Raw genomic sequence first — 26,091 nt, forward strand, 5'->3', positions numbered from 1 at the left:
TATTCTACTATAAAAATTCCTATTTTCAACTATATACACAATAATTTTAAACATACTCCACATTTAACCAAAACTAAAGGAGTTGTCTCAAAACAACTCCTTATTACTATATTAATATATCTTTTTTACTAAAATTAATATGTGCTATTAAATATGCAACTAATGTTGTTACTATCATTACTATTACTCCATTTGTTACTGTCATATTTGGATTTTGCATCATCATAGCACTGCTTCCTGTGAATACACTTATTGAGTCCCCAAAGTTTAAAAATACTAAATGTGCAATTTTTCTTAATGCTGACAGGTTATAACTTCCTATAGTTAAGAATACTGTAACTACTACTGAAATCGCCATAGTTATCATACTACTTTTTATTAATGTAGAAATCATAAAGATAACTGCACACGCTGTTATTATAAATAAGGCTTGGAATAACATAGCTTTTGTAAATAACTCTAAGTTTGTTCCCATATGTCCTGAACCTACAACTTTTGATAATATAGTTGTTCCATCAGCATTTATTATCTTTTCATAAACTGTTCCAATACTTACTGGGTATGCAGAATTATTAACTCCACTAGTTATATTAACAAATAAGAATCCTACAATTTCTGCTCCTAAAATCATCGTAAGAACAGTTATAGTAACTGCTATAAATTTTGATAATAACACTTTTCCTCTAGTTACAGGCTGAATTAGTAAAAACTTTAATGTTGCAGGAGTACATTCTCCTGATACTATATCACTCATAAATACAGCTATACCAGCTACTAATATAGCCATTCCTAAAAACTGCATTAGTGAACTCATATAATTATATGCATCATATTCCCATCCATAAAGTGGTTGAATATTATTATCTCTAAGATACGTTAATTGCTCTAATCTTTCTTTTGATTCCATAGCGTACTGCTTTGACCATTCATCATCATACTTCTCATATCTTATTATAGATTCTTTGGCATATTCTATTTCTTCATCTAATTGCTTTTTCCATTCATCTTCATTTACACCATTTTTAATTATATCTTCATAACTCTTTATCTGCTCTTTAGAATATTCTATTGATTCCTCCAAAGATGCTATATACTCTGGATTTACATCAGAATTTTTATTTAATTCAAGCTCCTCTTTGTAGTAATCTAAGTTCTCTTTTGCCATCTCCAATTGTTTCTCTGGAGACTGCCACATCCTCATATTCTTATCTGAGCTATATTGCCCAAAGATTGTAATTCCTATAAACAAAGCAAACAGCGCAAATACTATCCATGTCTTTCCCTTTTTTAATAATTTAATAAGTTCATTTTTAATAAGTGTAAGTAACATTATCTTATACCTCCCTCTACTAGTTCCATATATCTCTGCTCTAGTCCTTTTCTTTCTTTATAAATTTCTTCAATACTAAAGTTATTCATAGCTAAATGTTTAACTAGTTTAGGAGTGGAGTTACATTCCATTATTATCTTTAATCCTTTATCACTTTCATTACATGATGAAATATAAGATAACTTGCTTATTTCCTTAACTAAAATATTGTTATCATCATTAGAAACTAAACATACTACATCACTATCTGTTTCCATTGTATTGCTTTCTTTATTAATATCCTCTACAGCTTTAATCACACCATCATTAATAAAAGCAACCTTATCACAAAGATTCTGAACTTCAGATAAAATATGAGAAGATACAAATACAGCCATATCTCTTTCTCTAGCAGCCTTTTGAACTACCTCTCTAAAATCTAATATTCCTGAAGGGTCTAATCCATTTGTAGGCTCATCTAAAATTAGAAGCTTAGGTCTTGATAAAAGTGAAGCTGCTAATCCTAATCTTTGCTTCATACCTAATGAATACTTTCTTACTTTATCATCTATCCTATTTTCAAGTCCAACAAGTTTTATAGTTTCCTCTACTTGCTCCTTAGATATTTTTCTTATTCTTGCTATCTGCATTAAATTTTCTCTTCCTGATAAATATTTATATAACTCAGGATTTTCAACTACAGCTCCAACTTCTTTTAATGCCTTGCTTGTATCCCTTTTTAAATCATGTCCACATATTTTAATTTCTCCATCTGTAGGTTTAATTAAACCTACAAGCATTCTTATTGTAGTAGTCTTACCAGCCCCATTAGGACCTAAGAAGCCAAAAATTTCTCCTGAATTTATTTCAAAGCTTACACCTTTAATGATTTCTCTCTTGCCAATGGTCTTTTTTAAATTATTTACCTCTAAAACCTTCATTACTTTTCCTCCATTTTTCATGATAATAATGATTATAAATATAAAATCTTAAATATAAGCTATAGAAATTCTTAAAATTTCCTTAAAATAACATACCCCAATGATACGTACTTTTTTGCATATCATTGGGATATAATTTTTTAGTTAATATTTAAATTTTTATTATTATATTTTAAAAACTTTTAGATTTTATATCGTAGCTATTAATTTTACTACTTAGCCTAAATCCTTCTTATTATAAATTATATAAGTTCCAACAATACTCACTAATATTAAAACAGTTGCTACAATTACATATCTAAGTTCAAATCCATCTTTAAATATCTTAGCTGGTATAAAATAATCTGTAGGAGAAAAATATATTAGCCATTCAAAAGACTCCTTTAACTTTCCTAATACACCTACAAAGTAACTTGCAAAAAACACTCCTAAAGCTACTGCTGTAACATTAGTTCTTGCTTTTATTATCATTGATAATAAAAATCCTATTGCCATAAATGTATAAGAAAGCATAGCCATTCCAATATACATAATCTTAATATCCATCAATAAATCTATAGTCTTTATATCCTCTGGTTTTACTATTATACCTATTGCCATCGTTACTAATCCAATTATAAAAATGAATATAAAGATAATTACTATAGATGCTAAAAGCTTTGAGGTAACTATTTTATTTCTAGTTATAGGTTTTGAATAAAGGAATTCTATTGTCCCATCTTTTTCTTCCTTACTTAAAGCTGATGCTCCTAATATTAACCCATATATTCCTGCTGCCATCACTATATATTGAAGACAATACCCCATATAATCTTTAATATTTGAAAAATCCATCATTTCATCTATATTAAAAGCTTCCAATAGAGTAGAAGGCATCGCACCTAGCTTATCTCCGACAAGTTCTTGCATTCCCATATCCTTCATACTAGGAAAAAGAGCCATAAACATTATAACTAATGCACTACATACAATAGACCAAATTATAAGAGATTTAAATTGCCTCTTAAATTCAAATTTAAAAATATTCATGGTTATTTTCCCCCTTTATTTTCATAATAGTTCATAAAAGTATCTTCAAGACTTTGTTCATGAATTAAAATCTTATTTATATAAAATTTTGATAAGGCTTTTATAAGATCATCTGCACCATTTGAATAATTAAATATAAATTCAGTACCTTTTAAAGATATAACTTCTCCTCCTAAGCTTTCTATATCTTCTCTCTTTATTTCTTTCGCTTCTATAGTAACTTTCAATCCTAGATTTTTAGTTAGCTTATCTATCTCAATAGTATCAATAATTCTACCTTCTTTAATAACTGCAACTCGGTGACAGAAGTTTTCAACCTCTACTAAATTATGAGAAGATAAAAATACTGTAGTTCCCTTCTTATTTTGTTCTAATAAAATTTCAAATAGCTTTTTTTGAATAAGTGGATCTAATCCATTTGTTGGTTCATCTAGTATAAGTAATTTAGGGTTATGAATAAGAGCTTGTACTATAGCAACCTTCTTTTTATTGCCTAAACTTAACTCTCCCATTTTCTTTTCAACTTCTACCTCAAGATTTTCACAAAGCCTAGTTATTTCTTCCTTACTACAAGAATTATAAAAGCTTGATGAGTACTTTATTATATCTTTAACCTTTATATCGTCATAAAACTTAACTTCACTAGGTACATATCCTAGAATCTTTTTTATTTCTGAACTTTCCTTTACAATATCTTTCCCTAAAATTTTACCTTCTCCTGATGTTGGAAAGATAAAATTTAATAATGTTCTTATAGTAGTAGATTTACCCGCTCCATTAGGTCCTACAAATCCAAAAATTTCTCCTTCTTTAACTTTTAAATTAACATCTACTATACCTCTACTTTTCCCATAACTTTTTGTTAAACTTTTCGTTTCAATAGCATACATCTAATTTCCCTCACCTTCATTACTTTTTTTTAATTCCTTATATACCTTCAACCTTTCATTAAATCTTTCACCAGTAAGCTTTGTATAAATGTAAATAGAGCCAGCTGTTATTATAAAGCATACAGTAAAAATACTAACTGCTATAATGATATTATTTAAATCATTTAAATTAAACCAATTAAAAACTTTTGCGAATCCATATCCTAATCCTATTAATATAAGATAATGAATTAATACTTTAACTTCCCTTTTTACCTTATTCATAAAATTAAAAGTATATAATACATATTGCAGCATAGTTAACAATATTGATATTGCAGCCATTTGCCATATAAGAGAAAACGATATACTATCAACACCAATAAATGGTCCTATTAAAGCATACATTATAACTTCACCTGCAAAAAACAAACAGCATAACTTCTTTATCTCATAACTATTAATGAAGAATGTTCTCATAATAATACACCTCCTTAAAAATTAAGCTTTCTCTTTAATAAAGGCACATATTGCCTTGATACTACTAATTTTTCGTTATTTTCCAAAATAACTTCTAGCTTTCCTCCAAATACAGGAGTAATAACTTTTATTTTAGAAAGATTTATAATAGTTGATTTAGAGGCTCTAAAGAAATCCGAATTGGCAAACTTATCCTCCAATTCATATAATCTTAAACTACTCTCATAAACATCTTTATGAAGATAAATAAAAGTCTTTTTATCAACTGATTCAAAATAGTAAATGTGATCTACATCTAAAATGAATAACTTCCCATCCTTTGTTCCAGTTATCTTTCTATCGAAGGCTCTAATTGTAGCTATCATTTTAAGCAAATTTTCATCTACTCTCTTACAATTAACTACTATTTCTAATTCCTCTATATCTTCCGATTCATTTATAATTATTCTCATTTAAAGCCCCCTCTATAATTTTTCCATATTTTAAGTATATGACTTCTATTATTACACTACAATGCTTTTATACTAAGTTGCATATATTTCATACTAAGATGTAAATATGTTATATAACATTGAAATGAGAAAATTAAAAACTTCAGATAATTTAAAGTATATTGATTCTAAAAATGAAGTTTCTGTAGGCTAAATTTAATTTTAATGGGTATGTATCAAAAATTATTTTGATACATACCCATCTATATTTTATCTATGCAACTTTTCTATATATATTTCTAATAACATTCTCATTCTCCATAGATACATTAAGAACTAACGGTACTATAGTTGATAGAGACATTAATGTTAATAACATGACTACTCCTAATGCCCCAATAGTTAACGCAATGTAAATATTGTAAATTACAGGTACATACATAACTATAGTAAACATAGTAGCTATTAATAACATATTTTGATTTTTAAATTTCTTAGTTAAAATTATAGAGATAAGAGTAATAATTACTGGCCATAAGAACAAGTAGCTTCCCCCTGGAAGGGCTATCATAAATATTACTAATAAAAACTCATTAAACCAAAGTCCCCCAAACAGCATAGACTCTAAATCTTCTCTATTTTTAGCTAATTTCTTTGATAATAGTACCACTAAAATAGAAGTTAAAATTACAGCCATTAAAACAATGAAATCTGAACCTGTAATTCTAGGCATATACGTTATTTTAAATTCAATACCACTTACCATTGAAATTATGTAAGATATTGCTATACCTATTGCTGTACTAGCTAATGCTAATCCTGTCCAAACAGCTATCCATTTTACTACCATCTTAGCGTTTACTTTTAAGTTTCTCATAATAACTACTAAGGCTATTAATGAAATTACCGCAAGTATAGTAGCTATAAGTGAAGTATAATTTATAAATACATTTGGTAATAAGGTAAAGAACACACTATTTTGATTAGATTGAAAATAATCAGCTTGTCCATATTTTGCGTTGTATACATATTCTTGTACTATAGGTAGTACTTGTTCTCCATAATGTTGGATAGATGTATCACTTATATTATCGTAATTATCATTCTTTGTATGATAATAATCTAAGTCATTCAATACAGCAAAATTTATTCCAGGTAAACCTGCATTTTTAAACTCTGTAAAGTCTGAACCGTTAGGCATCTTATTATATACATCAGCAGCTAAAGAGTATGATACTGGTAAATTAGCCTTCTTGTATAAATCTATAACCTTTTTATTATTGTTACTAGTTTCAAACATCAAAGCTGGTCCTTTAATTCCACGTGCTTCTAAATTAACTACAAAGTTAACATTCTCATATAGGTCAAAGTTATTATTCATCTCTTCCTTTGCCCCCATAAGCCCCATTTCTTCACCATCAGTAATTAATATCTTTATACCATTTTCTAATTCTTGTCCACTTTCTTTTATAATTCTAACTATTTCTAAGATAGTAGATACACCATATCCGGCATCTGCTGCTCCTTTTGACTCTCCATCCTCTCCTGACCTCTTCTTAGGCGATGAATCATAGTGAGATGCTAGCATAATATAACTTCCATCTTCTCCATTTTTTCCATCAATTTTAGCATATATATTATTTATGTCATATATACCACCTTTAGAACTTTCTACACCTTCATATGTAAATACTTCTGGTTCTAATCCCAATTCTTTTAACTCATTTAATATATACTCTCTAACTCTTCCTAGGGCCTCTGGTTCTTGTATACTATGAACTTCCTTCGAAATCTCTTTTATATGCTCCTTTGCAATTTCTGTAGAAAATCCACTGTCTTCACTTTTAGGTCTTGGAGTATATAACGAAGTAACTCCTAAGACAATTGATAAAATAATTGATAAAAATAAAATAATTCCTTTGTTTCTCATCTTTTTTACCACCCTTCAATATAAGTAACCCCATTAATGAGGTTCTTTATAGCTTATGTAAAAATTACAATACAGATATAATATCAGAATTTATTTTGATAATCAAATATTTTATTTCTAAAAATAAAAAGTTATCTTGAACTAATAAGATAACTTTTTAAATATCATATTTAGAGTGTTTTAAATCACATTAAATTATTATTTGTAGCTTTTTAGCTTAATCGCTCATTTATTCTCCGTAACTTATCTTCTCACATTCATAACTTTTCTGTTTTACTTTAATATTCTTTAATATACTGTGAAAAATCATTGTCAATATTGGAAACACTGCAGCTAAAAGTATAGCTACTCTTAATCCAAATTGTTCAGAATTAATTGAATAACTAGCAGAAGATGTCCAATTACTAGTTGTAAAATCAGTAACTCTACCAATAAGCCAAGGCCCTATAGCTGCTCCAACATCTCCTGCTGCAGCAAGTAATGCAAACATGGAAGCTCCAGCTAATGGTAACCTGCTTGATGCCACTACTAATGTTCCTGGCCATAATAAACTTACAAATATTCCACAAATTCCACAGGCTATAATAGATAACCAATTATACGGTGATATAGCTACTACTAAATAACATATCGCTGCTCCTAGCGATCCCCAAATCATCACCTTATTTATATTTATTCTAGAACCATATACTCCATATATAGCTCTACCTATTCCTAACATAATTGCAAAGAAGCACATACCTAACATATCTCCTACAAACTTAGGTATTAAAAGTCCTCTTTCCATATAAGTCGCTGCCCACTGATTCATACTAACTTCTGATGCAGCACCTAACATTATTGCAAAAAAAGCAACTATAAAAATAGGATTTTTTATAAGTTCTCTTATCTTCATAATTTTAGATTCGTGTAATTTTTGAGTTAATGGCACTCTCATAAATATAAAGAAATTTACTATAGGAACTATTGCCCAAATCATCATAATAATCCACCATTTTTCTTTTCCAAAAGAAAATAAAAAAATAGATGTTATAACAACAACCGTTACTTGTCCCCATGCATAGAATGAATGTAACAAACTCATTGCCGTTGCCTTATCATCTGATGGTATAGAATCAATAATCGGACTAATAACTAGTTCTAAAAGTCCTCCCCCTCCTGAAAATATTATAGTAGAAAGCACAAAGCCTGCGAAAATATTTTCACTAAATACCCTTGGAGTTATAGAAAATAATATTAACCCTAATGCACATATTCCATGAGCAACTACAACAAATGGTCTAAACCCATATTTATCAACAGGCCTACTAAATACTACATCAAATATTACTTGGGTAACAAAATTTATAAGTACTAACGCACCTAACTGAGAATAAGATAACCCATAACCTTCTCTTAACGTTACAAACAATATTGGTACTAAATTTATTACTGTAGCTTGTACAAAATATCCTATATAACAAGCTATAATTGTCCATTTATAAGATTTTTCACTTCTCATATCTTTCTCCTTTTGAGTTCTTATCCTGTAAATTATACCACATAACCTTAATATTGTTTGTTTTTTATTTAATTTTCCATTACTGAAATTATATTGCAATATATAATAAATTATTGTATATCTAGTAATTCATATTTTTCAAATTATATTCACAGAATTAAATATACTATTTATATTTACCTTATTCTAATGTTATTATATATATGGTTATTTTCATTATATAAACAGTAGAAAAACTACTATTACGAAAGGAAATACTATGATAGAACAGGATTACGAAAGATTATTAAATATCGAAACAAAGAAAGAACAAAAGAATTTTCACCAATCACTTCACTATAATAGATACGAGGCAACACCATATTCAGCACTTGAACTTTTATTTAAAGAGTATAAAGTATGTGACTCTGATTATATTGTTGATTATGGTTGTGGAAAAGGCAGATTATTATTTTATATAAATCATTTTTTTAATTCTAATGTTACAGGTGTAGAAATGGATAAGAATTTCTATAATGATTGTTTATCAAATACAAACTCTTATTTACTTAATCACAAAAAATCTATAGGTAAAATTAATTTTGTAAATGATTTTGCTGAAAACTATATAGTGTCTGAAAAAGATAATAAATTTTACTTCTTTAACCCTTTTTCAATACAAATATTTATGAAAATAGTTGATAATATTTTAGAGTCTATTGAAAAATGTAATAGAGTAGTAGATATAGTTTTATATTATCCTTCTGATGATTACATATATTACTTAGAAAGCTGTACAGCTTTCACACTTATTAAAGAAGTTAAAATAGATGAACTTTTTATTAAGGACTCTAGAGAAAGATTTTTAGTCTATAGACTTAGTTTATTTTAAAATATTCCTTCATAAAAATAAAAAATATGACTTCTGCATTTATTCGTAATCTTTGCATAAGTCATATTTCTTTGTAGTAATCTTATTCATAAAAAACTTATTTATTTATATAAATTAATTCTTTAATATAAATACTCTAATTTATACATCTCCATTTAACATTTTCTGAACATATCCATGTAAAATCATCATAATCTCTTATATCATGTATATCAAAACTTTTACTATCAGCCCAATATATTTCCCCTTCAAAAATATCCATGAATGAATCTAAAATTATACAATCATATCTTTCATTTACAGGTGCCAAATTTAGCTTGCTTATTTTCTCAAAAACAACCTCAATTTCTGATGGGTTACTTAATTGTCTCTGAAATACTACAGTAACATTGCGCCTTTTATTTATAGGATTCATCTCTAAATTTTCATTTACATAAGCTCCACTAACATAATGTATTTCCTTTATACAGCTATCATGAAAGTTTCCAAACACATTCATTAACTTATATATATCATCCTTTGTCTTAATATTATTCCATTCCATATAAAACCTCCAAGTAAATCCTCTCTATAATAATTATTCCTTAAAACATCAAATTAAATCATATTAATCTAAATTAATGAGCTTAAGTGTAGTAAATATCTTAAATATTCTTTAACATTATTTACATTACGTATATAAATTAAAAATAGAGGTTTTTTAAACCTCTAAATTACTTCTGCTCATTGCTGTTGCTATAAGAACTAGAAGTGTCGAAAAAAATGCTCTATATGCTTTATTTATTTCCTTGCAATTTCTTTCTTCACCTTGTACTGAATTTAAGTTTTCATAATTACTATAATTAATTTCTAAAAAAATTGCTGTTGCATACAGAAACATCGCATTAGTTATTCTTGGTAACTTTGTACCATCTATCAACAAATCTGCGTATTTAGTATTATTAAGCGTATCTAAAGCTTGTGTTCTAGTATAATAAACATAATATATATTTAACAATATAGCTGTTAATATAATTAATAATGTATCAAATGATAAGTTTAATTGATTTATTTGTGCAATTAACTCTTCATAATTCACTTTACTTTCTGTAGAACTTGATGTGGTGTCACTACTAGAAGATTTTTCTTTACTGTAATCATTCTTTTCATTAGCTAATTTTCTATTTAAATTTCTACTATCTTTACAATTATTTTTAACTCTTTTAGACTTTTTCATATAATAGTTCCTAAAATAATTAATCTTATATATTATATGTGTTTTATATTATTTTGTTTTTATTGCAATCCTAAACCACAGTATAATGATAAAATTATATTATAATTAAAGCCAATAAAACTCCTAAAAATTCTATTGGCTTCATTTTATATATTTTTAATTTTTAAATATATAGCTGGAATATCATTTGAAAGATATATATCATCACTTGCTTTATAAAATTTCACTCCATCTTTATATGCTTCCCTAGCATTTATTTCTAAAACTATATGAGTTTTATTCTTTCTACGTCTCGCTACCATAATAGCTGTTTCTACTGTAGATGATAAGTGTACGTATTGTCTTTTTTGATGCTTTAATCCTTCTTTTGAAATAAATTCATTATATACTTCTAAAGTTGTTCCATGATATAAAATATCTGGTGGAATAATCTCATTATAAATAATTTTTCTTTCAAATGAATGTCCATAAACAGCTCTTATTTTATTTTCTATTAATTCAAATCTTCCCTTAGGATCATTTTCAACAACATATTTAATATCTAAAATAGTAATGTCATCATAATAAAGCTTTAGACTATTTAATAAATCATTCACTTCGCAAAAACCATTTTCATCTAATTCTAAGTTAAATCTCCACGGCTCATGTCGCAAAGCATAACATATAGTATAACTTAGATTTGCTTCATGCTCTTTATCCATATACTCCAACTCTTTCTAAAAATATTATCATTATATAATATGACTATCTCTCTACTTAGAGTACTATATTTATTTTATATCAAAACATTCTATTTAGCATAACCACGAAGTATCTATTACTTATTTATAAGTTTTTGAATAAATTATCCTATATTGATTAACGATAATAATTGTTAACATATTAATATGGAGGCCTTACAAATGATAAAGTCGTTTAAAAAAACTTTTTTACTCTTCATATCTTTTCTATTTTCTTTTACACTATTTACATATTCTCCTACTGTTATGTCAGATGTCAATATTATAGAAGATTCGGTAAATACAAAAATACTTCCAAGAAACTTCCGTAAAACTAGTGATATAAGTTATATTGAAAATATTAAATATTTAAATTTAGATAGCTTAAGTAATTTAAATATTTCTGGTAATAATTTTTTTAATGATTCAATTACTGATACTTATATTAAAAATTATAAAATGCCTAAATACCTTTATGTTATATCTGAAGATAATATGACGAATGAAGAAAAGACCATGATTGCAACACTTCAAGGTCTTATATCCAATAAATCTGAAAAACAAATTTACATTCTTAGTCCAAGTGAACCTGATTACGAAATTTGGCTAAAAGATTTAAAGACTATATATAATGTAAAATATAAAACTATCAAGGATCCATGGAAATTAATAGATATATTTAACTCTTATATTGATGGATATGTACTTTATAGTAATGTAAAATCCCCATCAATAAATAACGCTTGTACACTAGCCTCGCTAAAAAATTCTGTTGCTATTGAAGAATCTATTGAGTCTATTATTAATAAACACGGAATAACCAATTTAATACAAGATTGTATAAATACAGATAAGTATTGGGCATATAATAATTTATGGAATTCAGGTTTAAATCATTCTATCGTAATAGAACTTCCATCCGATAAATTTACATCTTTAAGAGATTATGCTATTATGTCAAAATCCCTCATTTTTTATGAGGATAATTTAAGTGATACATCATTAAGAGAAACTATCTTTAATTCTATGGATGATGGTGGTCATATCTTAGGATGGGGCCCTGATGAATACACCAATGTATCAATTGCATCAAAGTATGGAGTAGATATTATAGCTGCAGACTGGTCTTACAACCTTTCTGTTCTAAGTTCTTATCCTTCCACTCCTAAAACTCAAAAATCAAATACTGAGTTTATTGATGAAGATGGTGTTCACTATGTTACATTCATTATGTCTGATGGTGATAATCAACAATGGCTACTTGGTAGCAATTATAGTGTAAAGAATTGGTTCGGCTCTCCATATAGAGGTAATTTCAATTTAGGATGGTCAATTAGTCCTTCAATTTATTATTTAGCTCCTACAGTTTTTGATAAATATTATAAATCTGCTAGTCATTCAAAGTATTCCGATAATTTTGTTGTTCCTGCTTCTGGTAATGGCTACATGTACCCTAGTAAATTTCCTTTTGAAAAACTTGGTGATTATACAAAAAGATTAAACGAGTATATGGCTATAGTCGATCAACATTATATTCTAATACTTGATGATGACGCTTTTTACAAGAAAGATTTATGGGATAAATATACAAATAACTCTAATATAAATGGACTTTTATACCTTAATTATTATAAGAACAATAGTTATGAAGGAAAAATAGTCTGGTCAAATAATAAACCTGTAGTCTCTTGTCGTGATTTACTTTGGGGAGGTTTAGAAGATGAAACTGAACTTATTAATAACATTAATACACGAGTAAATTTAGGATATACCGATATTAAAAACCCTAATTCATATACTTTTGTTTACGTACATGTTTGGAGTAATACTATGGATAATGTTAATGATGTAATAACCAAATTAAACAAAAATCCTAAAGTGAGAATTGTTACCCCTGACGTTTTTATGAGATTAATTGAAAAAAATATACCTCATATAGATTCTTAGTCTATGTGAGTATAAATATGTAATTTATATTTATCTATGATATTAATTTTTTAAATTCACTTTTATAATAGTTAAAATCAGTGCCTGAATCTTATATCTATTCAGGCACTTATAACCTACTATTATAAACCATACTTTTACAGTAGCAAATTTATATATTCCTCTGCACTTATGACATTTTGATTTTTATTTAATCTATAAGAAGTTTCTTATTACTTTCAGTTTTAAAACTATATATGCAATTATACTTCCTAGTAAGGAACTTGTAGTAAATGGAACTATATATACAAACATAGCTACTTCCTTACCAAGTACAAAAGCTGCTAAAGGATATGCTACTAATGCACCAATTACTCCTGTACCAATAACCTCTCCAATTACTGCCAACTCACTTTTGTGATATTTTTTATATAAAGTTCCAGCTAAAAATGCACCTATCATACTTCCAGGAAAAGCCAGAACACTTCCTGTACCTAATATATTTCTTAATAGTGATGAAATAAAAGCACATCCCATTCCATATGCAGGTCCTAATGTTATTCCAGTAACTACATTTATAAAGTGCTGCACCGGTGATGCTTTAGCTCCCAAAATTGGTATGGAAAAAGTTCCAAGAACTGTAGCTAAAGAAACTAATATTCCACTTAAAACAATCTTTTTAGTTGTACTTAAACTTGATTTTGTTATCTCCATACACACTTCTCCTATCTTATGTCTTATATCTTTCATCCCTAATTTAACTCTAAGTACTAATTGCATCTATCCATTTTTCACATTCAGTGTTTATATCTTCTGCTTTAAGAATTGCAGATACAACTGCATAGCCATCGATATTACATTGCTTAAGCATTTCTATATTATTTAAGTTTAAGCCACCTATTGCAACTATAGGTAGATTAACATTTTCTTTTATCTCCATTAATTTTTCTATAGAAACAGCCTTTGCATCAAGTTTAGTTGTTGTAGTAAACATTGCACCTACCCCTAAATAATCAGCCCCATTTTCTTTTGCTGTTCTTGCTTCCTCTACCGTTCTTGCTGAAACTCCAATGATTTTATTAGGACCTAAAAGCTGCCTTACTTTATCTGCTGGAATATCACTTTGTCCAACATGTACTCCATCTGCATCACAAAGCATTGCTATATCGACTCTATCATTAATAATAAATTTAACATCATATTTTCTAGTTAATTCTCTAAGCCTTACAGCTTTCTTTAAAAACTCTTTTCCAGAAGCATTTTTCTCTCTAAGCTGAAGCATGGTAACTCCGCCTTTAAGTGCAGCTTCTATAGATTTGTAAAAATCTCTATCTCTTAAGATATCTGAATCTGTTACAAGATATAATTTTAATTCTTTCATTAATTTACTCCTCCCCGGTATTATATATTGCTCCTTCTATTACGCAGCCTTACTATCTTTTGCAATCTGCTTCTTAAATCTTTCTAGCGGAATAAGTGCAATTACAACTATCGATAATATTCCTTCTATTCCTGCTGTTGTAAAGTTGTACAAGAATGAATATAAAACTACCCCCATACCGGCTGGTGCAAATTCCCCAAAGAATACTACCCCAGATAAAAAGCTTATAAACACTGAAACAGTAACAGCAAATGCTGATCCTAATATAACTTTAACTTTATTATCATTTCCAAAGATACCTGCTAGTCCAAGTACCATCCTTGCCAAAATATAATCTAATAAAAATTGAACTGGATGAACTACATATACACCATTAAGCATTGATAATAATCCAAATATAATTCCTCCTGTAAGCCCTGCAGTTCTTCCATAAAGCAATGAAAGAACCATGACAGGCATCATTGAGCATAGTGATATTCCACCATCTTGAGGATATTTAATAAACTGTATTAAACTTAAGATAAATGATATTGCACTTACCATTGCAATTATAACCATCTGCTTAGTATTAATAGGATTCTTTTTTAAATCTAAAAAATATAGTATAAATGTAATAACTGCTGCTATTCCTATAATAATTGTCATATTTATTCCTCCATAAATAAATTATCCTTCATAAGCCATATTCCAAAATTCCATCTCATAAAGGCTTGATTTTATAAATATATCCTTTAAATCTTCCTTCTCACTTTCAGATATATTTTCACATAAATAATCAATATAATTTATCCATGCATCAGCACATCCTTTAAATTCTTCAGATGAATATTCTTCAATCCACGGCTTATAGAAATTATCTTCTAATGTATCTTTATATCTATCATAAAGGTTTTTTCCTATATAATAATAGCTCCAAGTACAGGGCATTATAGTCATAGCTATCTCCTTTGAACCTCCTTTAGATGCAATAGCTAACATATAACTTGTATAGCTTGCTGTTGTAAGTTCACATCTATACTTTTCTACTGCTTCATCACTTAATCCGAAATATCTTAAGTAGTTAGTGTGCACTTGTGTTTCATCTTCTAAAGTACCTCTAATTGAATCACTATAAAACTTCATTTCTTTCATAGTCTTTGCTTTAACTAATCCAAGAGCAAAAACTTTTGCATAATCCTTTAAATATAAATAATCTTGTATAAGATACTTTTTAAATTTCTCTTTATCCAAGGTTCCTTCTCCAATTCCTTTTACAAAAGGATGCTCTAAATACCTATCCCATAGCTCCTTAACTTCTTCAAATAATTCATCCGTAAACTTCATATTATTCAACTCTCCCAAATTCCTTTAGTTTATCTACATTTAGTTCATATACATTATTCATTAATTTTTCCTTGAAACTTCCTATAGCTATGTTGTTTACGTCCGCAAGTTCTCCACTTAATCCCATAGTAAGTACCCCCATAGCTACAGCTTCAACTTTCTTATCTTTAAGTACTTGTCCTAATTTCATTAAAGTATCAAATGTACCTAAGTAACTACCTATTAAGCTTCCTGTCATACAGCCAGTACCTGTAATACTTTTAAGCTTTGTAGTACCATTATTTATTTTTATAACTCTATATCCATCGCTTATAAAATCAACCTTGCCTGTTGCAACAACAATAGTATCTAATTTTTTAGCAACCTTTTTTATAACCTCTGAGATATCCTCGCCGTCATCAAAAGAATCTACCCCTTGCCCTCTTACATCAAGTCCACCAATAGATTTAATTTCAGCGATATTCCCTTTAACTACATCAAACTTTATTTCATTTAAAAGATTATTTGTAAAATCTGTTCGTGTTTTTGTAGCAAACACTCCTACTGGATCTAAAACTACTGGCTTATTATATTTATTAGCAGCCTTTCCAGCCTTTATAAACAAATCTAATCTAGATGAATTCATTGTTCCAATATTTATTACTACAGCACTTGCAATACTTACTATCTCTTCTACCTCTTCATCCGAATAACTCATTAACGGACTTGCCCCTATTGCTAAAGTTATATTGGCACAATCATTTATAGTTACTTCATTTGTGTAGTGTAATACTAACGGATTTACTTCTTTTACTTTATTAATTAATTCATACATTGCCTATTCCTCACTAATCCTCAAATTTATAAAAATGATTTACTGGCCCTACTCCTTTGCCTATATCAAAGCTGTGTCTTATTGCTTCAGTTATATACTCCTTGCTTAATCTAACAGCTTCTTTTATGTCATATCCTAAGGCTAAGTGAGATGTTATTGCAGATGATAAAGTACAACCTGTACCATGAGTATTTTTTCTATCTAATCTCTCTTGCTTAAAAATTTCAAAAGTGTCTTTACCTATTAGTACATCAACAGCATCTCCTTCTAAGTGTCCACCTTTCATAAGAACATACTTAGGTCCTAGTTCTAATATTTTTTCTCCTACTTCTCTCATATCATCTACTGTTTCTATATTCATCCCAGATATTTCTTCAGCCTCAAGGGTATTTGGTGTTATTATATATGCCATTGGAATAAGCTCTTCTATTAAGCTCTTTTTAGCCTCTGGTTTAAGTAAATAATATCCACTCTTAGATATCATAACTGGGTCAACTACTAAATATTTCGGATTATACCTCTTTAAAGTTTCTACTATAGAAGAGATTATCACTGGACTAGATACCATTCCTATTTTTACAGCAGCTGGCTCAATATCTTCAAACACAACTTCTATCTGCTTTCTTATAACTTCTTCACTTAAATCCTCCACAAGAAATACTCCTTGTGTATTTTGAGCAGTTATTGCTGTTATAACGCTCATTCCATAAGTCCCTATTGCACTAAATGTCTTTAAATCAGCTTGTACACCTGCACCTCCTGATGAATCTGAACCTGCAATAGTTAGTGTAGGTATTTTGTAATTTCTCATTTTTGTTCCTCCTAGTTTTAATATTGTAAATATCAAACTTCCCTGATACCATAATGGATTCTTTGAATAAAAAAATAGCCATATTCCAACAGAATATGGCTATGCTTATATATAAAAATACTATTAGTTATTTAAATACATTACGATGCTTTCCTCCGCTGGTATTATCCAGATCAGGTACAAGGGTTAATAGCAAGCTATCTCTCAGCCAAAAGGCACCCCTAGCAATTTTCTATTTACTTTATAATCTATATTACATACCTTGTAATATACTGTCAATTCACTTTTGTAAATATTTTTCTGAAATATTCATATCATTTTTATCTAAAGCTTCGTTTCTCTAAATATTTCATATGGTCTACTTGAATATACCCTATAAACTATTTCGCCATTAAACTTTAACATATCTTCAGCTCTATCAAGTAACCACGGTTCAGTTATCATATTTAAAACCTTATCTTTTTCAAACCAACCTACTTCAACACTCTCTTCGCTACACTTTAAAGCTCCACCTTCTGCAGTTGCTAAAAAGTCAAAAATAACTTTAGTAGGCACTATTGTCTCATTATCCCACCCTAGATACGATTTAGTATTAGAATATACCCCTACAAGATTATCTACCTTAATAATAATTCCTGATTCCTCAAAAACCTCTCTAGTAACACCTTCTATTAAATCTTCTCCATTTTCAATTTGTCCTCCTGGAAACTCCCATCCTCTATAAGGATTCTTTACAAGTAAAACTTCTCCTCTCTCATTAGTAACCAAAGCCCCTGCAGCTACAATATGCATCGGAAATTCCATCTCTTTCTCTCCTTTCTATCCCTTTATCACCATCCATATTATACCATTTATTTATATAAACATATATTAGGATAGCTTTAGATTAGAAACGCGATTTTTATTTACTCCTATACTTTCTTCATTTATTACTTCATACTTTAATAATTATCAATATAATAACTCATAATATTTAATAATTTACTATTTCATCAAAAAATTACATTTTTCATTGACAGTATTATTTACTTATAATAAAATTTCATTATACAATTTTACGAATAATAATTTTGTTTTTATTTATTTTATACGACTTATTATCGAAAGGATGTGAAGATTTTTCAATAATATTTCAGTTTTACGAATGTTTATTGAATAATAATATTATGATTAAAGATTTACTTTATACAATACCTAAAACTAAACACTCTGTTGAAGATTTAAAAAATATCTTAAATCTTAATCCACAAATAAAATTTGTATCACTTGTAGGAGTAGATCTTTCTGGAAATGATACTGATGAAAAAATTCCTGTAAGTCTTTTCTTAGAAGATATTAATACTTTTTTAAATGGAGTAGCTGTTCAAACTGATGGTTCTTCAGTTGTACTTCCTGGTATAGCAACTTTAAACAACGCAAAGGTAGATATGGTTGCCGATTTAAACTGTAATTGGTTTGTTGATTATAACTATGATTTTATTGATCCAATCTCAAATAAACCTGTAGGAACTTTAAGAATTCCTTGCTTCTTATTACACAATGACGTTGCTGTTGATTCAAGAAATATCCTAAAATCAGCAATTACTACTTTTAAAGAAAATTTATGGACTATCTTTAATTCTACTCCTGAAATATTAACTAGTTATAAAATCTCAAAAGATGATATCGAAGATATTGTTATAACTTCTGCTACTGAATTAGAATTCTGGGTTAAGACTCCAAACAACATAGCTGAAATTGAAGAATTACATACATCTCAAGCTCTTCACGAACAATATTGGACAAGAACTAAAGGTGCTGTTCGTACTGCTATGGAAGAATGCTTACTTTTAATGGATGAATATGGTTTTGAACCTGAAATGGGTCATAAAGAAGTTGGTGGAGTTAAAGCAAAACTTGATGCTTCTGGTAACTTTAATCATATAATGGAACAACTTGAAATAGACTGGAAATTTTCAGATGCTGTACAAGCTGCAGATAACGAATTATTCATAAGAATATTAATACAAGAGACATTTAGAAGAAATGGATTAGAAGTTACTTTTTCTGCTAAACCACTTGAAGGTGTTGCTGGATCTGGTATGCACACTCACTTAGGAGTAAGCTTAAAGCTTAAGAGTGGCAAAAGAGTTAACCTATTCCACACTGATGAAAATCACTTCTTATCTATTATAGGATATGGGGCTTTAATGGGAGTTCTTAAGAATTATGAAGTTATGAATCCATTTATATCTTCAACTAATACTTCATTTAAGAGATTAAAACCAGGCTTTGAAGCACCAGTGTGTATAGTTACTTCATTAGGTTTAAGTCCTGATAATCCATCAAGAAATAGAACTATACTTATTGGATTAATAAGAGATTTAGCAAACCCACTTGCAACAAGATTTGAGCTTCGTTCACCAAATCCACACTCAAATACTTATATAACTATGGCTGTTTCTTATATGGCTATGCTTGATGGTATACTTTATGCAGTTAATAATAATAAAACTCAAGATGAATTATTAGCTGAATTATCAAAAAATGCTGGTGATGAAGCTGACTACTTAGAAAAAGATAGAGCTTATAGAACTGAAGAGGATGTATTTGAACATTTCTCTGACGAAGAAATAGTTAAATTCTTTGGTAATCCACCAAGAACAGTTATTGAAAATATTTCTGCTTTAGATTTATATCCAGAAAAGTTAAACATCTTAAAAAGAAATGATGTTATGAACGATAAGCTTATAAACAGCTTTAGAATAGCTATGACTGAAAGATGGATGACTGAAATTGGAAATAGAACTATAAACAGATACATGGATGAAGTTAGAGCGTGTAAGTGCCTACATTCTTTAGATAGAGCTCTTGACTTAGATGTTTCTAACTGGATGAAAATAAATGATTTAAGACATTATATAATGAAAGATACTTATACAACAAAAAGTTTATTTACAAGAATTAAAACTGCACTTGCTACAAATAATCTTCAAGTTGCATCAGACCTTTCTCTAGAATTAGATGAAAAGATGAGCCTTTTAAGAAATCTTTACTCTAACTATAAGAAAAATCTTTTAGATATTTAATAGTCTTATGTTAATAGAATAGTTTAACTTTATCAAAGATAAATAACTACTGCTTTACAAAACACTTGATTTATACCTACAGTACATTATTGCTGTAGGTTATTTTTTACACTATAATTTAAATAAATAATTTATAACTCTTAAATTATTTATAGGGAGGTTTTTATAATGAGTTGGATTGAGGATATAAAAAAGTATGTTCCATACAACGAACAAGAAGCTAAAGATAAAGAACTTATTTTAGGAGCTATTTCTAATTTTAACAACTTACTAACTAGAGAAAATGTAGTAATGCATATAACTAGCTCTGGTTATGTTATAAACAAAAATAGAGATAAAGTCCTTATGATTTATCATAAAATATATAATTCATGGGCTTGGACTGGCGGGCACGCTGATGGTGATAGTGATTTACTTTATGTTGCTATAAAGGAAGCTAAAGAGGAAACCGGTATTAAAAATGTAGTTCCAGTTATTAATGATATTTTTTCTTTAGATGTAATAACTGTTAATGGACATATTAAAAGAGGCTCTTATGTATCAAGTCACCTTCATCTTAATGTTACTTATCTTCTAGAAGCTGATGAAAACGAAGAATTGGTAGTTAACGAAGAAGAAACCGAAGGAGTTAAATGGTTACCAATAGATAAACTTTCAGATTTCTGTACTGAAGAATATATAATTAACAATATTTATAATAAGCTTAATAAAAAGATAAAATCTTTAAAATAATAAATATAGATAAGGAGGAACACTTCCCCCCCTTATCTATTATTTTATAAAATACTTCACTAATATATAATTAAATATCACAAAAGAATTACATAAATAACAATTACTCTTATTACTATAAATTTAATTTTAATTAATTATCTATCACCTTTCTTTAGTTAATGAACAAATCTGTAGTAATAAAATCAACACCATATTTTATTACCTTTGATTTTGTTTTAATATCATCAATAGTCCACGTGTTAACTTTTACCCCCTTTGAATGTGCATAACTAACTAATTGTCTTCTTAAAGCTTTATATGATGTGTCAATATCAAAATTATTTTTTTTACAGTAATTAATGTTATCTATCGTTATATCTAATATAGCTTGTATATTAATCTTTTTATTTATGCTTCTTATATTTTCTAATAACTTTCTATTAAATGATATAATAATACATTTATCTTCTAATCCATATTTCTTTATTAAATCAATAAATGTACGCGGATTACTAATACTTTTTATCTCTATAACAGGTATCATATTATATTCATTACATACAATAAAAAATTCCTCTAATGTCGGAACCCTTAACATTGGATATTCTGATATATTAGCTCCAAAATCAACTGTTAGTTCTTTTATCTGAGTTAATGTCAACTCTGATACTAATCCTGTACCTGTTGTAGTTCTATCAACAGTTTCATCATGCATTAATATATAGTAACCATCTTTTGTCTCATATACATCAGCTTCTGCTCCATAGAATCCATATTCACCTGCCATTTTATAAGCAGGTATAGTATTTTCTGGAGCTATATTTGAGTATCCCCTATGAGCTATTATTCTATAAGAACTATTTCTGATTATAGTATCTAAATCAACTTCTTTTTCAAAATACTTATTTAATAATAGCTGTTTTTCATCTCCATTTGTCTTCTCATTTTCTTTATACTCTACATTTACACATCTGCTCATATCTAAATCAATCATAGATTCTAAAGTAATATTTATCATAATTACTATTGTTATAATTAATAATAATTTTATTATGTACCTCATTATTTTCTCCCAAAATTTTATTAGCATTTATTAATTAAATATTATAATGCTCAAATAATTATAGAATCATACAAAACCTTTATTGATAATTTAATTTCATATAATATAAAGAAATTCTTAACAAATCTTTATAAAAACAAATAAAAAATAGAGTGATATAAAATCACTCTATTTTAAAATACACTTATCTTCGTTTGTTCTTTGCTTTAACTTCTCTTCTTGCTTTTTTCATCTTTGATATGCTACCAAACATATTATTGATTTTTTCTTTTTCTAAAGATTTTGAATTTAGCTCTTGATATTTAAGTTCTTTATTAATTTTTTTATAGCTTTGTAATCTTTCTTCATCAAGCTCACCATTTTCTATAGCTTTTCTTACTGCACATCCTGGTTCACTTTCATGCTTACAGTCTGAAAATTTACAATCTCTTGCTAAACTATCAATATCAGCAAATGATTTATCTAAATCTGCTGTAATCAATTGTAGTTCCCTCATTCCTGGAGTATCTATAACTACTCCACCATCTGGTAAAATTAAAAGCTGCCTAAATGTAGTAGTATGTCTTCCTTTATCATAATTGCTTATTCCTCCAGTTTCAAGAAGTTCTTCTCCCATTAATTTATTAATAAGAGTTGATTTTCCTACTCCTGATGCTCCTATAAATGCTACTGTTTTATCTCTTCCTATATATCGCTTTATTAATTCATAACCTTCTCCACTCATTGAGCTTGTTACAATAACTTCTATACCTATGGCAACTGATTCAACTTCTAATTGCTTCTCTAATATATCATCGCAAAGGTCTGACTTAGTTAATACAATTACAGGAGTAGCCATACTATCCCAAGCTACTGAAATATATCTTTCTAGTCTACGAATATTAAAATCATTATTAAGAGCCATACATATAAAAACAGTATCTATATTAGCTGCTACCACCTGTACATCTCTTCTAAAACCTGCAACCTTTCTTTCAAATGCGCTCTTTCTTCTTAACACCTTATGAATTATAGCATTGCCAGTTAAATCATTTAATCTATCAACCATTACCCAATCGCCAACAGCTGGAAAACTTTCTGTACCTAAAGCTTCATATTTAAACCTTCCTGAAACTTCAGCCCATACTTCTCCTTCTTCGGTAATTACTTTATACTTATCCTTATGCTGAACTGATACTCTTGCTAAATATAAGTTCTCATACATAGTAGCTTCTTGCTTAAATCTTTCTGTTAATCCTATATTATATAAATTTATTTTATTCAATTTTCTTTTCCTCCTACATAAATACAAATAAAAATCCTATGTGAGGAGGTATTAAGTTTTACATATGCGTAAGGTTATTTAATACCAGCCTCACCATTTAATACAATATCTAAATAAGTTCTTTTATTCATCATAAAACATCACTCCTTTTTTATTATCGAGCTTACTCTCTACTAAATAAATGTGTAACTACGTTACTTTCTCAAAAAATACTATCTATCATGGCCACTATGATTATACACCATTTATATATCCAATAAAATATATTTTATCAATTATTTAACATATATCTTTTGAATACTAAACTATTTTTGCTAACTATGATAATACTTTAAGTTCCTTTAATAATTCTTCATATTGTTTTTCATACATACTCTTTTTTTCACTATTACTTTCTATAGATATTAATGAAATAATCTCTGCTATTTTATTTCTTACTATAATTAATCTTTCTTCTTTTAACTTATCAACTTTAATTAAAATCATAAAAAAATCCCTCCTTCTTTTTTGGAGAGATAATCACTTACTTAATAACCTTTTTTATATAACTAATCAAACTATACAAAAGCATAGTTAAATAAAACCACTATCTTCTATTAATGAGTTAATTAAAATAGCTAAATTTATATCTGACATTCAGATAAACTTTAATTAAAGGTATATCAATTTAACAGTAATGTATCTCTCAACTTTAAACAACACAAATAAAACCTCAGTAAAAATAATTTTTTACTATTCGGCCTATTTTAAAATTTAGTTGTCATATAAATCGAAAATACATTACATTCTCATCAGCTTAATACCTTTACCTTTCTATAATTTAACTTACTTATATTATTATATTACTTTTCCTAAAATTGTCTATTACTTTTATATAACTCTTTATATTCGATATACGCTCTACACTTCTTCAATCGTACATATACCTTCTGATTTTCTTAATATTTCAATAACATGATCATATGATGTCATCTTTGGAGATGTTATCGTAAATATACCACCTACAATCGGTTCATTTATATTGTTTGACTTTATGAGTTCCATATCACTTACCTTAAGACCATTAATTTTAATAGACTTTATAAACTTTCCAATATCAGTAATAGATGAAAATTCAACATACAAAGTTATCTCCTTTGTTTTATACATTAAATTCTTTTCCAATCCATGTAAAAGTTCCATAGCAACAAAAATCATTAAGCATCCAACTATAGCTCCTGAATAATAACCTATTCCTATAGTTAACCCGATACAAGCAGATGCCCATAATCCAGCTGCTGTAGTAAGTCCTTTAACTCTATTTCTACCTGTAACTATTATTGTACCAGCACCTAAAAAACCAATTCCACTAATAACTTGTGCACCCATTCTTGATGGATCTCCACCATATTTTGTTGTTATATATTCATTTGTAATCATAACAATAGCTGATGCTACGCATACAAGCATATAAGTTCGAAATCCTGCAGGCCTATTTTTTCTTCCCCTATCTATTCCAAGAATTCCTCCACATATTAATGCTAATAACAATTTAAAAAAGGTATCTACTATTCCTAATTCACTTATTAACTCACTCATTGCGCACCAACTTTCTATTACATAATACACCTTTAGTATTCCTAACATATTTTATATCTACTATATTTATATTACCTTTAATATATTATTGTTACTTAATATTCTATAAAATACACTGACACTTTTCAATTTACTATTTTACTTAATAAATATTCATATTAAATATTAGGTAGTTATCTTTACTTCATTTAAATATTGAAATATTATAATAAATTTTACATTTTCCGTAATATTTAGATGCTAATTTTATAAAAAATAATAGCCTAATCTTATCGATTAAGCCACTATTTTTACTATTTCATCATAAACCCTATCACATATATCTTTAAACTTTTTAGTTAAGATTTTAGATATTTTTTCTGAAGCATCTATACTAGATATTTCTATTCCTATAAAATATCCTAAAACATCTCTTTTTTTCTCTCTTACTAGACTTAATAAACTTTCCTCCTGTGGCAAATTATCATAAGTTATATACTCATCACATTCATCTAATTTTTTAATAGTTATTGTGCCTGGCCTGGTCATGAAATATGTTGAATCTATTATTATAACCTCATCATTATCTTCTATTTTACTTATACAATATGATAAATCTGTTTCTCCAATGATTACTTCTATATTATCTCCTAAAGCTTCTATCTTCTCCTTTAGAACTTCTGCCACTCTAATTCCTATTCCTTCATCACAAAGATGTACATCTCCCAAACCAAAAACCTTAATCATAACTACTCCCCCTAATAATATTCCCTTAATATTATTAATGATTTTAGAAAGTATTTTATGACACAGATAAATCAATAATTATCTCATTAATTATTGTCAAATTCTAAGTTAGATTAATATACTATTA

27 protein-coding genes and 1 riboswitch are annotated in these 26,091 nt (G+C 28.0%); of the genes, 4 read left to right on the plus strand and 23 right to left on the minus strand.

From position 1 onward, the window contains the following. Window positions 1-106: 106 nt before the first annotated feature. The 8 genes from LQE93_RS02300 to LQE93_RS02335 form a co-directional block, all read right to left on the minus strand. Window positions 107-1,330, minus strand: coding sequence for an ABC transporter permease subunit (locus tag LQE93_RS02300; RefSeq protein WP_231071817.1), 1,224 nt, complete (start codon window positions 1,328-1,330; stop codon window positions 107-109). Continuing rightward, on the minus strand, window positions 1,330-2,250 hold the full coding sequence (locus LQE93_RS02305) for an ABC transporter ATP-binding protein (protein WP_231071818.1): 921 nt from the start codon (window positions 2,248-2,250) through the stop codon (window positions 1,330-1,332). Before LQE93_RS02305 ends, LQE93_RS02300 begins: the two co-directional genes overlap by 1 nt. Before the next feature lie 216 nt (window positions 2,251-2,466). Beyond that, on the minus strand, window positions 2,467-3,279 hold the full coding sequence (locus LQE93_RS02310; RefSeq protein ID WP_231071820.1) for an ABC transporter permease subunit: 813 nt from the start codon (window positions 3,277-3,279) through the stop codon (window positions 2,467-2,469). Window positions 3,280-3,281: 2 nt separating this feature from the next. Continuing rightward, window positions 3,282-4,169: an ABC transporter ATP-binding protein gene (locus LQE93_RS02315; protein ID WP_231071821.1), complete on the minus strand. Its 888-nt coding sequence runs from the start codon at window positions 4,167-4,169 to the stop codon at window positions 3,282-3,284. Then, on the minus strand, window positions 4,170-4,628 hold the full coding sequence (locus LQE93_RS02320; RefSeq protein ID WP_231071822.1) for a hypothetical protein: 459 nt from the start codon (window positions 4,626-4,628) through the stop codon (window positions 4,170-4,172). Between the two features lie 14 nt (window positions 4,629-4,642). Then, a complete protein-coding gene (locus LQE93_RS02325; RefSeq protein WP_055264683.1) occupies window positions 4,643-5,080 on the minus strand; it encodes a LytTR family DNA-binding domain-containing protein in 438 nt (145 codons plus the stop codon). Window positions 5,081-5,333: 253 nt separating this feature from the next. Then, entirely contained in the window at window positions 5,334-6,989 is a 1,656-nt protein-coding gene (locus LQE93_RS02330; RefSeq protein WP_231071823.1) for a M28 family peptidase, read from the minus strand. A 229-nt stretch (window positions 6,990-7,218) separates the two neighbouring features. Next, entirely contained in the window at window positions 7,219-8,490 is a 1,272-nt protein-coding gene (locus tag LQE93_RS02335; protein ID WP_055264681.1) for an MFS transporter, read from the minus strand. A 259-nt stretch (window positions 8,491-8,749) separates the two neighbouring features. Between LQE93_RS02335 and LQE93_RS02340 the strand changes: the two genes are divergently transcribed. Next, the gene (locus tag LQE93_RS02340) at window positions 8,750-9,361 is read left to right on the plus strand and encodes a class I SAM-dependent methyltransferase (protein WP_055264680.1); all 612 of its coding nucleotides are present in this window, start codon (window positions 8,750-8,752) and stop codon (window positions 9,359-9,361) included. 136 nt (window positions 9,362-9,497) lie between these two features. Here the strand turns inward: LQE93_RS02340 and LQE93_RS02345 are convergent, their stop codons facing one another. From LQE93_RS02345 to LQE93_RS02355, 3 genes are all read right to left on the minus strand, one after another. Then, complete coding sequence (locus LQE93_RS02345) at window positions 9,498-9,905, minus strand: hypothetical protein (RefSeq protein ID WP_055264679.1); 408 nt, start codon at window positions 9,903-9,905, stop codon at window positions 9,498-9,500. A gap of 156 nt (window positions 9,906-10,061) precedes the next feature. Continuing rightward, on the minus strand, window positions 10,062-10,577 hold the full coding sequence (locus tag LQE93_RS02350; protein WP_231071824.1) for a hypothetical protein: 516 nt from the start codon (window positions 10,575-10,577) through the stop codon (window positions 10,062-10,064). A 146-nt stretch (window positions 10,578-10,723) separates the two neighbouring features. Then, window positions 10,724-11,278, minus strand: coding sequence for an RNA 2'-phosphotransferase (locus tag LQE93_RS02355; protein ID WP_055264677.1), 555 nt, complete (start codon window positions 11,276-11,278; stop codon window positions 10,724-10,726). A gap of 201 nt (window positions 11,279-11,479) precedes the next feature. On the opposite strand from LQE93_RS02355, the gene LQE93_RS02360 reads away from it, so the two are divergent. Next, the gene (locus LQE93_RS02360) at window positions 11,480-13,243 is read left to right on the plus strand and encodes a GxGYxYP domain-containing protein (RefSeq protein WP_231071825.1); all 1,764 of its coding nucleotides are present in this window, start codon (window positions 11,480-11,482) and stop codon (window positions 13,241-13,243) included. 195 nt (window positions 13,244-13,438) lie between these two features. Here LQE93_RS02360 and thiW read toward each other — a convergent pair whose 3' ends face one another. The 7 genes from thiW to LQE93_RS02395 all read right to left on the minus strand — a co-directional run bounded on the left by thiW (window position 13,439) and on the right by LQE93_RS02395 (window position 18,355). Continuing rightward, window positions 13,439-13,936, minus strand: a complete 498-nt coding sequence (gene thiW / locus LQE93_RS02365) for an energy coupling factor transporter S component ThiW (RefSeq protein WP_055264718.1) — start codon at window positions 13,934-13,936, stop codon at window positions 13,439-13,441. 49 nt (window positions 13,937-13,985) lie between these two features. After that, entirely contained in the window at window positions 13,986-14,603 is a 618-nt protein-coding gene (thiE, locus tag LQE93_RS02370; protein WP_231071827.1) for a thiamine phosphate synthase, read from the minus strand. 39 nt (window positions 14,604-14,642) lie between these two features. Next, window positions 14,643-15,248: an energy-coupled thiamine transporter ThiT gene (thiT, locus tag LQE93_RS02375; RefSeq protein ID WP_186838161.1), complete on the minus strand. Its 606-nt coding sequence runs from the start codon at window positions 15,246-15,248 to the stop codon at window positions 14,643-14,645. Between the two features lie 21 nt (window positions 15,249-15,269). Beyond that, window positions 15,270-15,926: a thiaminase II gene (tenA, locus tag LQE93_RS02380; RefSeq protein ID WP_055264673.1), complete on the minus strand. Its 657-nt coding sequence runs from the start codon at window positions 15,924-15,926 to the stop codon at window positions 15,270-15,272. Between the two features lies 1 nt (window position 15,927). Beyond that, window positions 15,928-16,740 carry a hydroxyethylthiazole kinase gene (gene thiM / locus LQE93_RS02385; protein ID WP_231071828.1) on the minus strand — a complete coding sequence of 271 codons (813 nt, stop codon included), beginning with the start codon at window positions 16,738-16,740 and terminating at the stop codon, window positions 15,928-15,930. A 13-nt stretch (window positions 16,741-16,753) separates the two neighbouring features. Continuing rightward, window positions 16,754-17,551, minus strand: coding sequence for a bifunctional hydroxymethylpyrimidine kinase/phosphomethylpyrimidine kinase (gene thiD, locus LQE93_RS02390; RefSeq protein WP_055264671.1), 798 nt, complete (start codon window positions 17,549-17,551; stop codon window positions 16,754-16,756). A gap of 133 nt (window positions 17,552-17,684) precedes the next feature. Next, window positions 17,685-17,784: riboswitch (TPP riboswitch) on the minus strand. Between the two features lie 91 nt (window positions 17,785-17,875). Further along, window positions 17,876-18,355, minus strand: a complete 480-nt coding sequence (locus LQE93_RS02395) for an NUDIX hydrolase (RefSeq protein ID WP_055264670.1) — start codon at window positions 18,353-18,355, stop codon at window positions 17,876-17,878. A gap of 362 nt (window positions 18,356-18,717) precedes the next feature. Here LQE93_RS02395 and LQE93_RS02400 point away from each other — a divergent pair, with 362 nt between their 5' ends. Then, on the plus strand, window positions 18,718-20,619 hold the full coding sequence (locus LQE93_RS02400; protein WP_231071830.1) for a glutamine synthetase: 1,902 nt from the start codon (window positions 18,718-18,720) through the stop codon (window positions 20,617-20,619). Window positions 20,620-20,787: 168 nt separating this feature from the next. Beyond that, on the plus strand, window positions 20,788-21,351 hold the full coding sequence (locus tag LQE93_RS02405; RefSeq protein ID WP_055264668.1) for an NUDIX hydrolase: 564 nt from the start codon (window positions 20,788-20,790) through the stop codon (window positions 21,349-21,351). Between the two features lie 154 nt (window positions 21,352-21,505). Here the strand turns inward: LQE93_RS02405 and LQE93_RS02410 are convergent, their stop codons facing one another. The 5 genes from LQE93_RS02410 to LQE93_RS02430 all read right to left on the minus strand — a co-directional run bounded on the left by LQE93_RS02410 (window position 21,506) and on the right by LQE93_RS02430 (window position 25,964). Next, the gene (locus LQE93_RS02410) at window positions 21,506-22,396 is read right to left on the minus strand and encodes a glycerophosphodiester phosphodiesterase (protein ID WP_231071831.1); all 891 of its coding nucleotides are present in this window, start codon (window positions 22,394-22,396) and stop codon (window positions 21,506-21,508) included. A gap of 184 nt (window positions 22,397-22,580) precedes the next feature. Continuing rightward, window positions 22,581-23,660 (minus strand): ribosome small subunit-dependent GTPase A, encoded by a 1,080-nt coding sequence (gene rsgA, locus LQE93_RS02415; protein WP_231071833.1) that lies wholly within the window; start codon window positions 23,658-23,660, stop codon window positions 22,581-22,583. Between the two features lie 318 nt (window positions 23,661-23,978). Beyond that, window positions 23,979-24,146, minus strand: a complete 168-nt coding sequence (locus tag LQE93_RS02420; protein WP_156334256.1) for a hypothetical protein — start codon at window positions 24,144-24,146, stop codon at window positions 23,979-23,981. 414 nt (window positions 24,147-24,560) lie between these two features. Next, window positions 24,561-25,286, minus strand: coding sequence for an MgtC/SapB family protein (locus LQE93_RS02425; protein ID WP_055264666.1), 726 nt, complete (start codon window positions 25,284-25,286; stop codon window positions 24,561-24,563). 228 nt (window positions 25,287-25,514) lie between these two features. Continuing rightward, window positions 25,515-25,964, minus strand: coding sequence for a hydrogenase maturation protease (locus tag LQE93_RS02430; RefSeq protein ID WP_055264665.1), 450 nt, complete (start codon window positions 25,962-25,964; stop codon window positions 25,515-25,517). Window positions 25,965-26,091 lie beyond the last annotated feature (127 nt).

The sequence above is a fragment of the Clostridium sp. NSJ-145 genome (assembly GCF_021044725.1).
Lineage (GTDB): Bacteria > Bacillota > Clostridia > Clostridiales > Clostridiaceae > Clostridium > Clostridium disporicum_B.

What these genes read in the sequence shown, in the direction of transcription:
- LQE93_RS02315 (WP_231071821.1), bottom strand. Translation starts at nt 4,169, where the DNA reads ATGTATGCTATTGAAACGAAAAGTTTAACAAAAAGTTATGGGAAAAGT.
- LQE93_RS02330 (WP_231071823.1), bottom strand. Translation starts at nt 6,989, where the DNA reads ATGAGAAACAAAGGAATTATTTTATTTTTATCAATTATTTTATCAATT.
- thiD (WP_055264671.1), bottom strand. Translation starts at nt 17,551, where the DNA reads ATGAGAAATTACAAAATACCTACACTAACTATTGCAGGTTCAGATTCA.
- LQE93_RS02430 (WP_055264665.1), bottom strand. Translation starts at nt 25,964, where the DNA reads ATGATTAAGGTTTTTGGTTTGGGAGATGTACATCTTTGTGATGAAGGA.
- tenA (WP_055264673.1), bottom strand. Translation starts at nt 15,926, where the DNA reads ATGAAGTTTACGGATGAATTATTTGAAGAAGTTAAGGAGCTATGGGAT.
- LQE93_RS02400 (WP_231071830.1), top strand. Translation starts at nt 18,718, where the DNA reads ATGATTAAAGATTTACTTTATACAATACCTAAAACTAAACACTCTGTT.
- LQE93_RS02355 (WP_055264677.1), bottom strand. Translation starts at nt 11,278, where the DNA reads ATGGATAAAGAGCATGAAGCAAATCTAAGTTATACTATATGTTATGCT.
- thiM (WP_231071828.1), bottom strand. Translation starts at nt 16,740, where the DNA reads ATGTATGAATTAATTAATAAAGTAAAAGAAGTAAATCCGTTAGTATTA.
- LQE93_RS02395 (WP_055264670.1), bottom strand. Translation starts at nt 18,355, where the DNA reads ATGGAATTTCCGATGCATATTGTAGCTGCAGGGGCTTTGGTTACTAAT.
- LQE93_RS02300 (WP_231071817.1), bottom strand. Translation starts at nt 1,330, where the DNA reads ATGTTACTTACACTTATTAAAAATGAACTTATTAAATTATTAAAAAAG.
- LQE93_RS02310 (WP_231071820.1), bottom strand. Translation starts at nt 3,279, where the DNA reads ATGAATATTTTTAAATTTGAATTTAAGAGGCAATTTAAATCTCTTATA.
- LQE93_RS02350 (WP_231071824.1), bottom strand. Translation starts at nt 10,577, where the DNA reads ATGAAAAAGTCTAAAAGAGTTAAAAATAATTGTAAAGATAGTAGAAAT.
- LQE93_RS02345 (WP_055264679.1), bottom strand. Translation starts at nt 9,905, where the DNA reads ATGGAATGGAATAATATTAAGACAAAGGATGATATATATAAGTTAATG.
- LQE93_RS02325 (WP_055264683.1), bottom strand. Translation starts at nt 5,080, where the DNA reads ATGAGAATAATTATAAATGAATCGGAAGATATAGAGGAATTAGAAATA.
- LQE93_RS02420 (WP_156334256.1), bottom strand. Translation starts at nt 24,146, where the DNA reads ATGATTTTAATTAAAGTTGATAAGTTAAAAGAAGAAAGATTAATTATA.
- LQE93_RS02340 (WP_055264680.1), top strand. Translation starts at nt 8,750, where the DNA reads ATGATAGAACAGGATTACGAAAGATTATTAAATATCGAAACAAAGAAA.
- LQE93_RS02305 (WP_231071818.1), bottom strand. Translation starts at nt 2,250, where the DNA reads ATGAAGGTTTTAGAGGTAAATAATTTAAAAAAGACCATTGGCAAGAGA.
- LQE93_RS02360 (WP_231071825.1), top strand. Translation starts at nt 11,480, where the DNA reads ATGATAAAGTCGTTTAAAAAAACTTTTTTACTCTTCATATCTTTTCTA.
- LQE93_RS02405 (WP_055264668.1), top strand. Translation starts at nt 20,788, where the DNA reads ATGAGTTGGATTGAGGATATAAAAAAGTATGTTCCATACAACGAACAA.
- LQE93_RS02335 (WP_055264681.1), bottom strand. Translation starts at nt 8,490, where the DNA reads ATGAGAAGTGAAAAATCTTATAAATGGACAATTATAGCTTGTTATATA.
- thiT (WP_186838161.1), bottom strand. Translation starts at nt 15,248, where the DNA reads ATGACAATTATTATAGGAATAGCAGCAGTTATTACATTTATACTATAT.
- LQE93_RS02410 (WP_231071831.1), bottom strand. Translation starts at nt 22,396, where the DNA reads ATGAGGTACATAATAAAATTATTATTAATTATAACAATAGTAATTATG.
- LQE93_RS02320 (WP_231071822.1), bottom strand. Translation starts at nt 4,628, where the DNA reads ATGAGAACATTCTTCATTAATAGTTATGAGATAAAGAAGTTATGCTGT.
- thiE (WP_231071827.1), bottom strand. Translation starts at nt 14,603, where the DNA reads ATGAAAGAATTAAAATTATATCTTGTAACAGATTCAGATATCTTAAGA.
- thiW (WP_055264718.1), bottom strand. Translation starts at nt 13,936, where the DNA reads ATGGAGATAACAAAATCAAGTTTAAGTACAACTAAAAAGATTGTTTTA.
- LQE93_RS02425 (WP_055264666.1), bottom strand. Translation starts at nt 25,286, where the DNA reads ATGTTAGGAATACTAAAGGTGTATTATGTAATAGAAAGTTGGTGCGCA.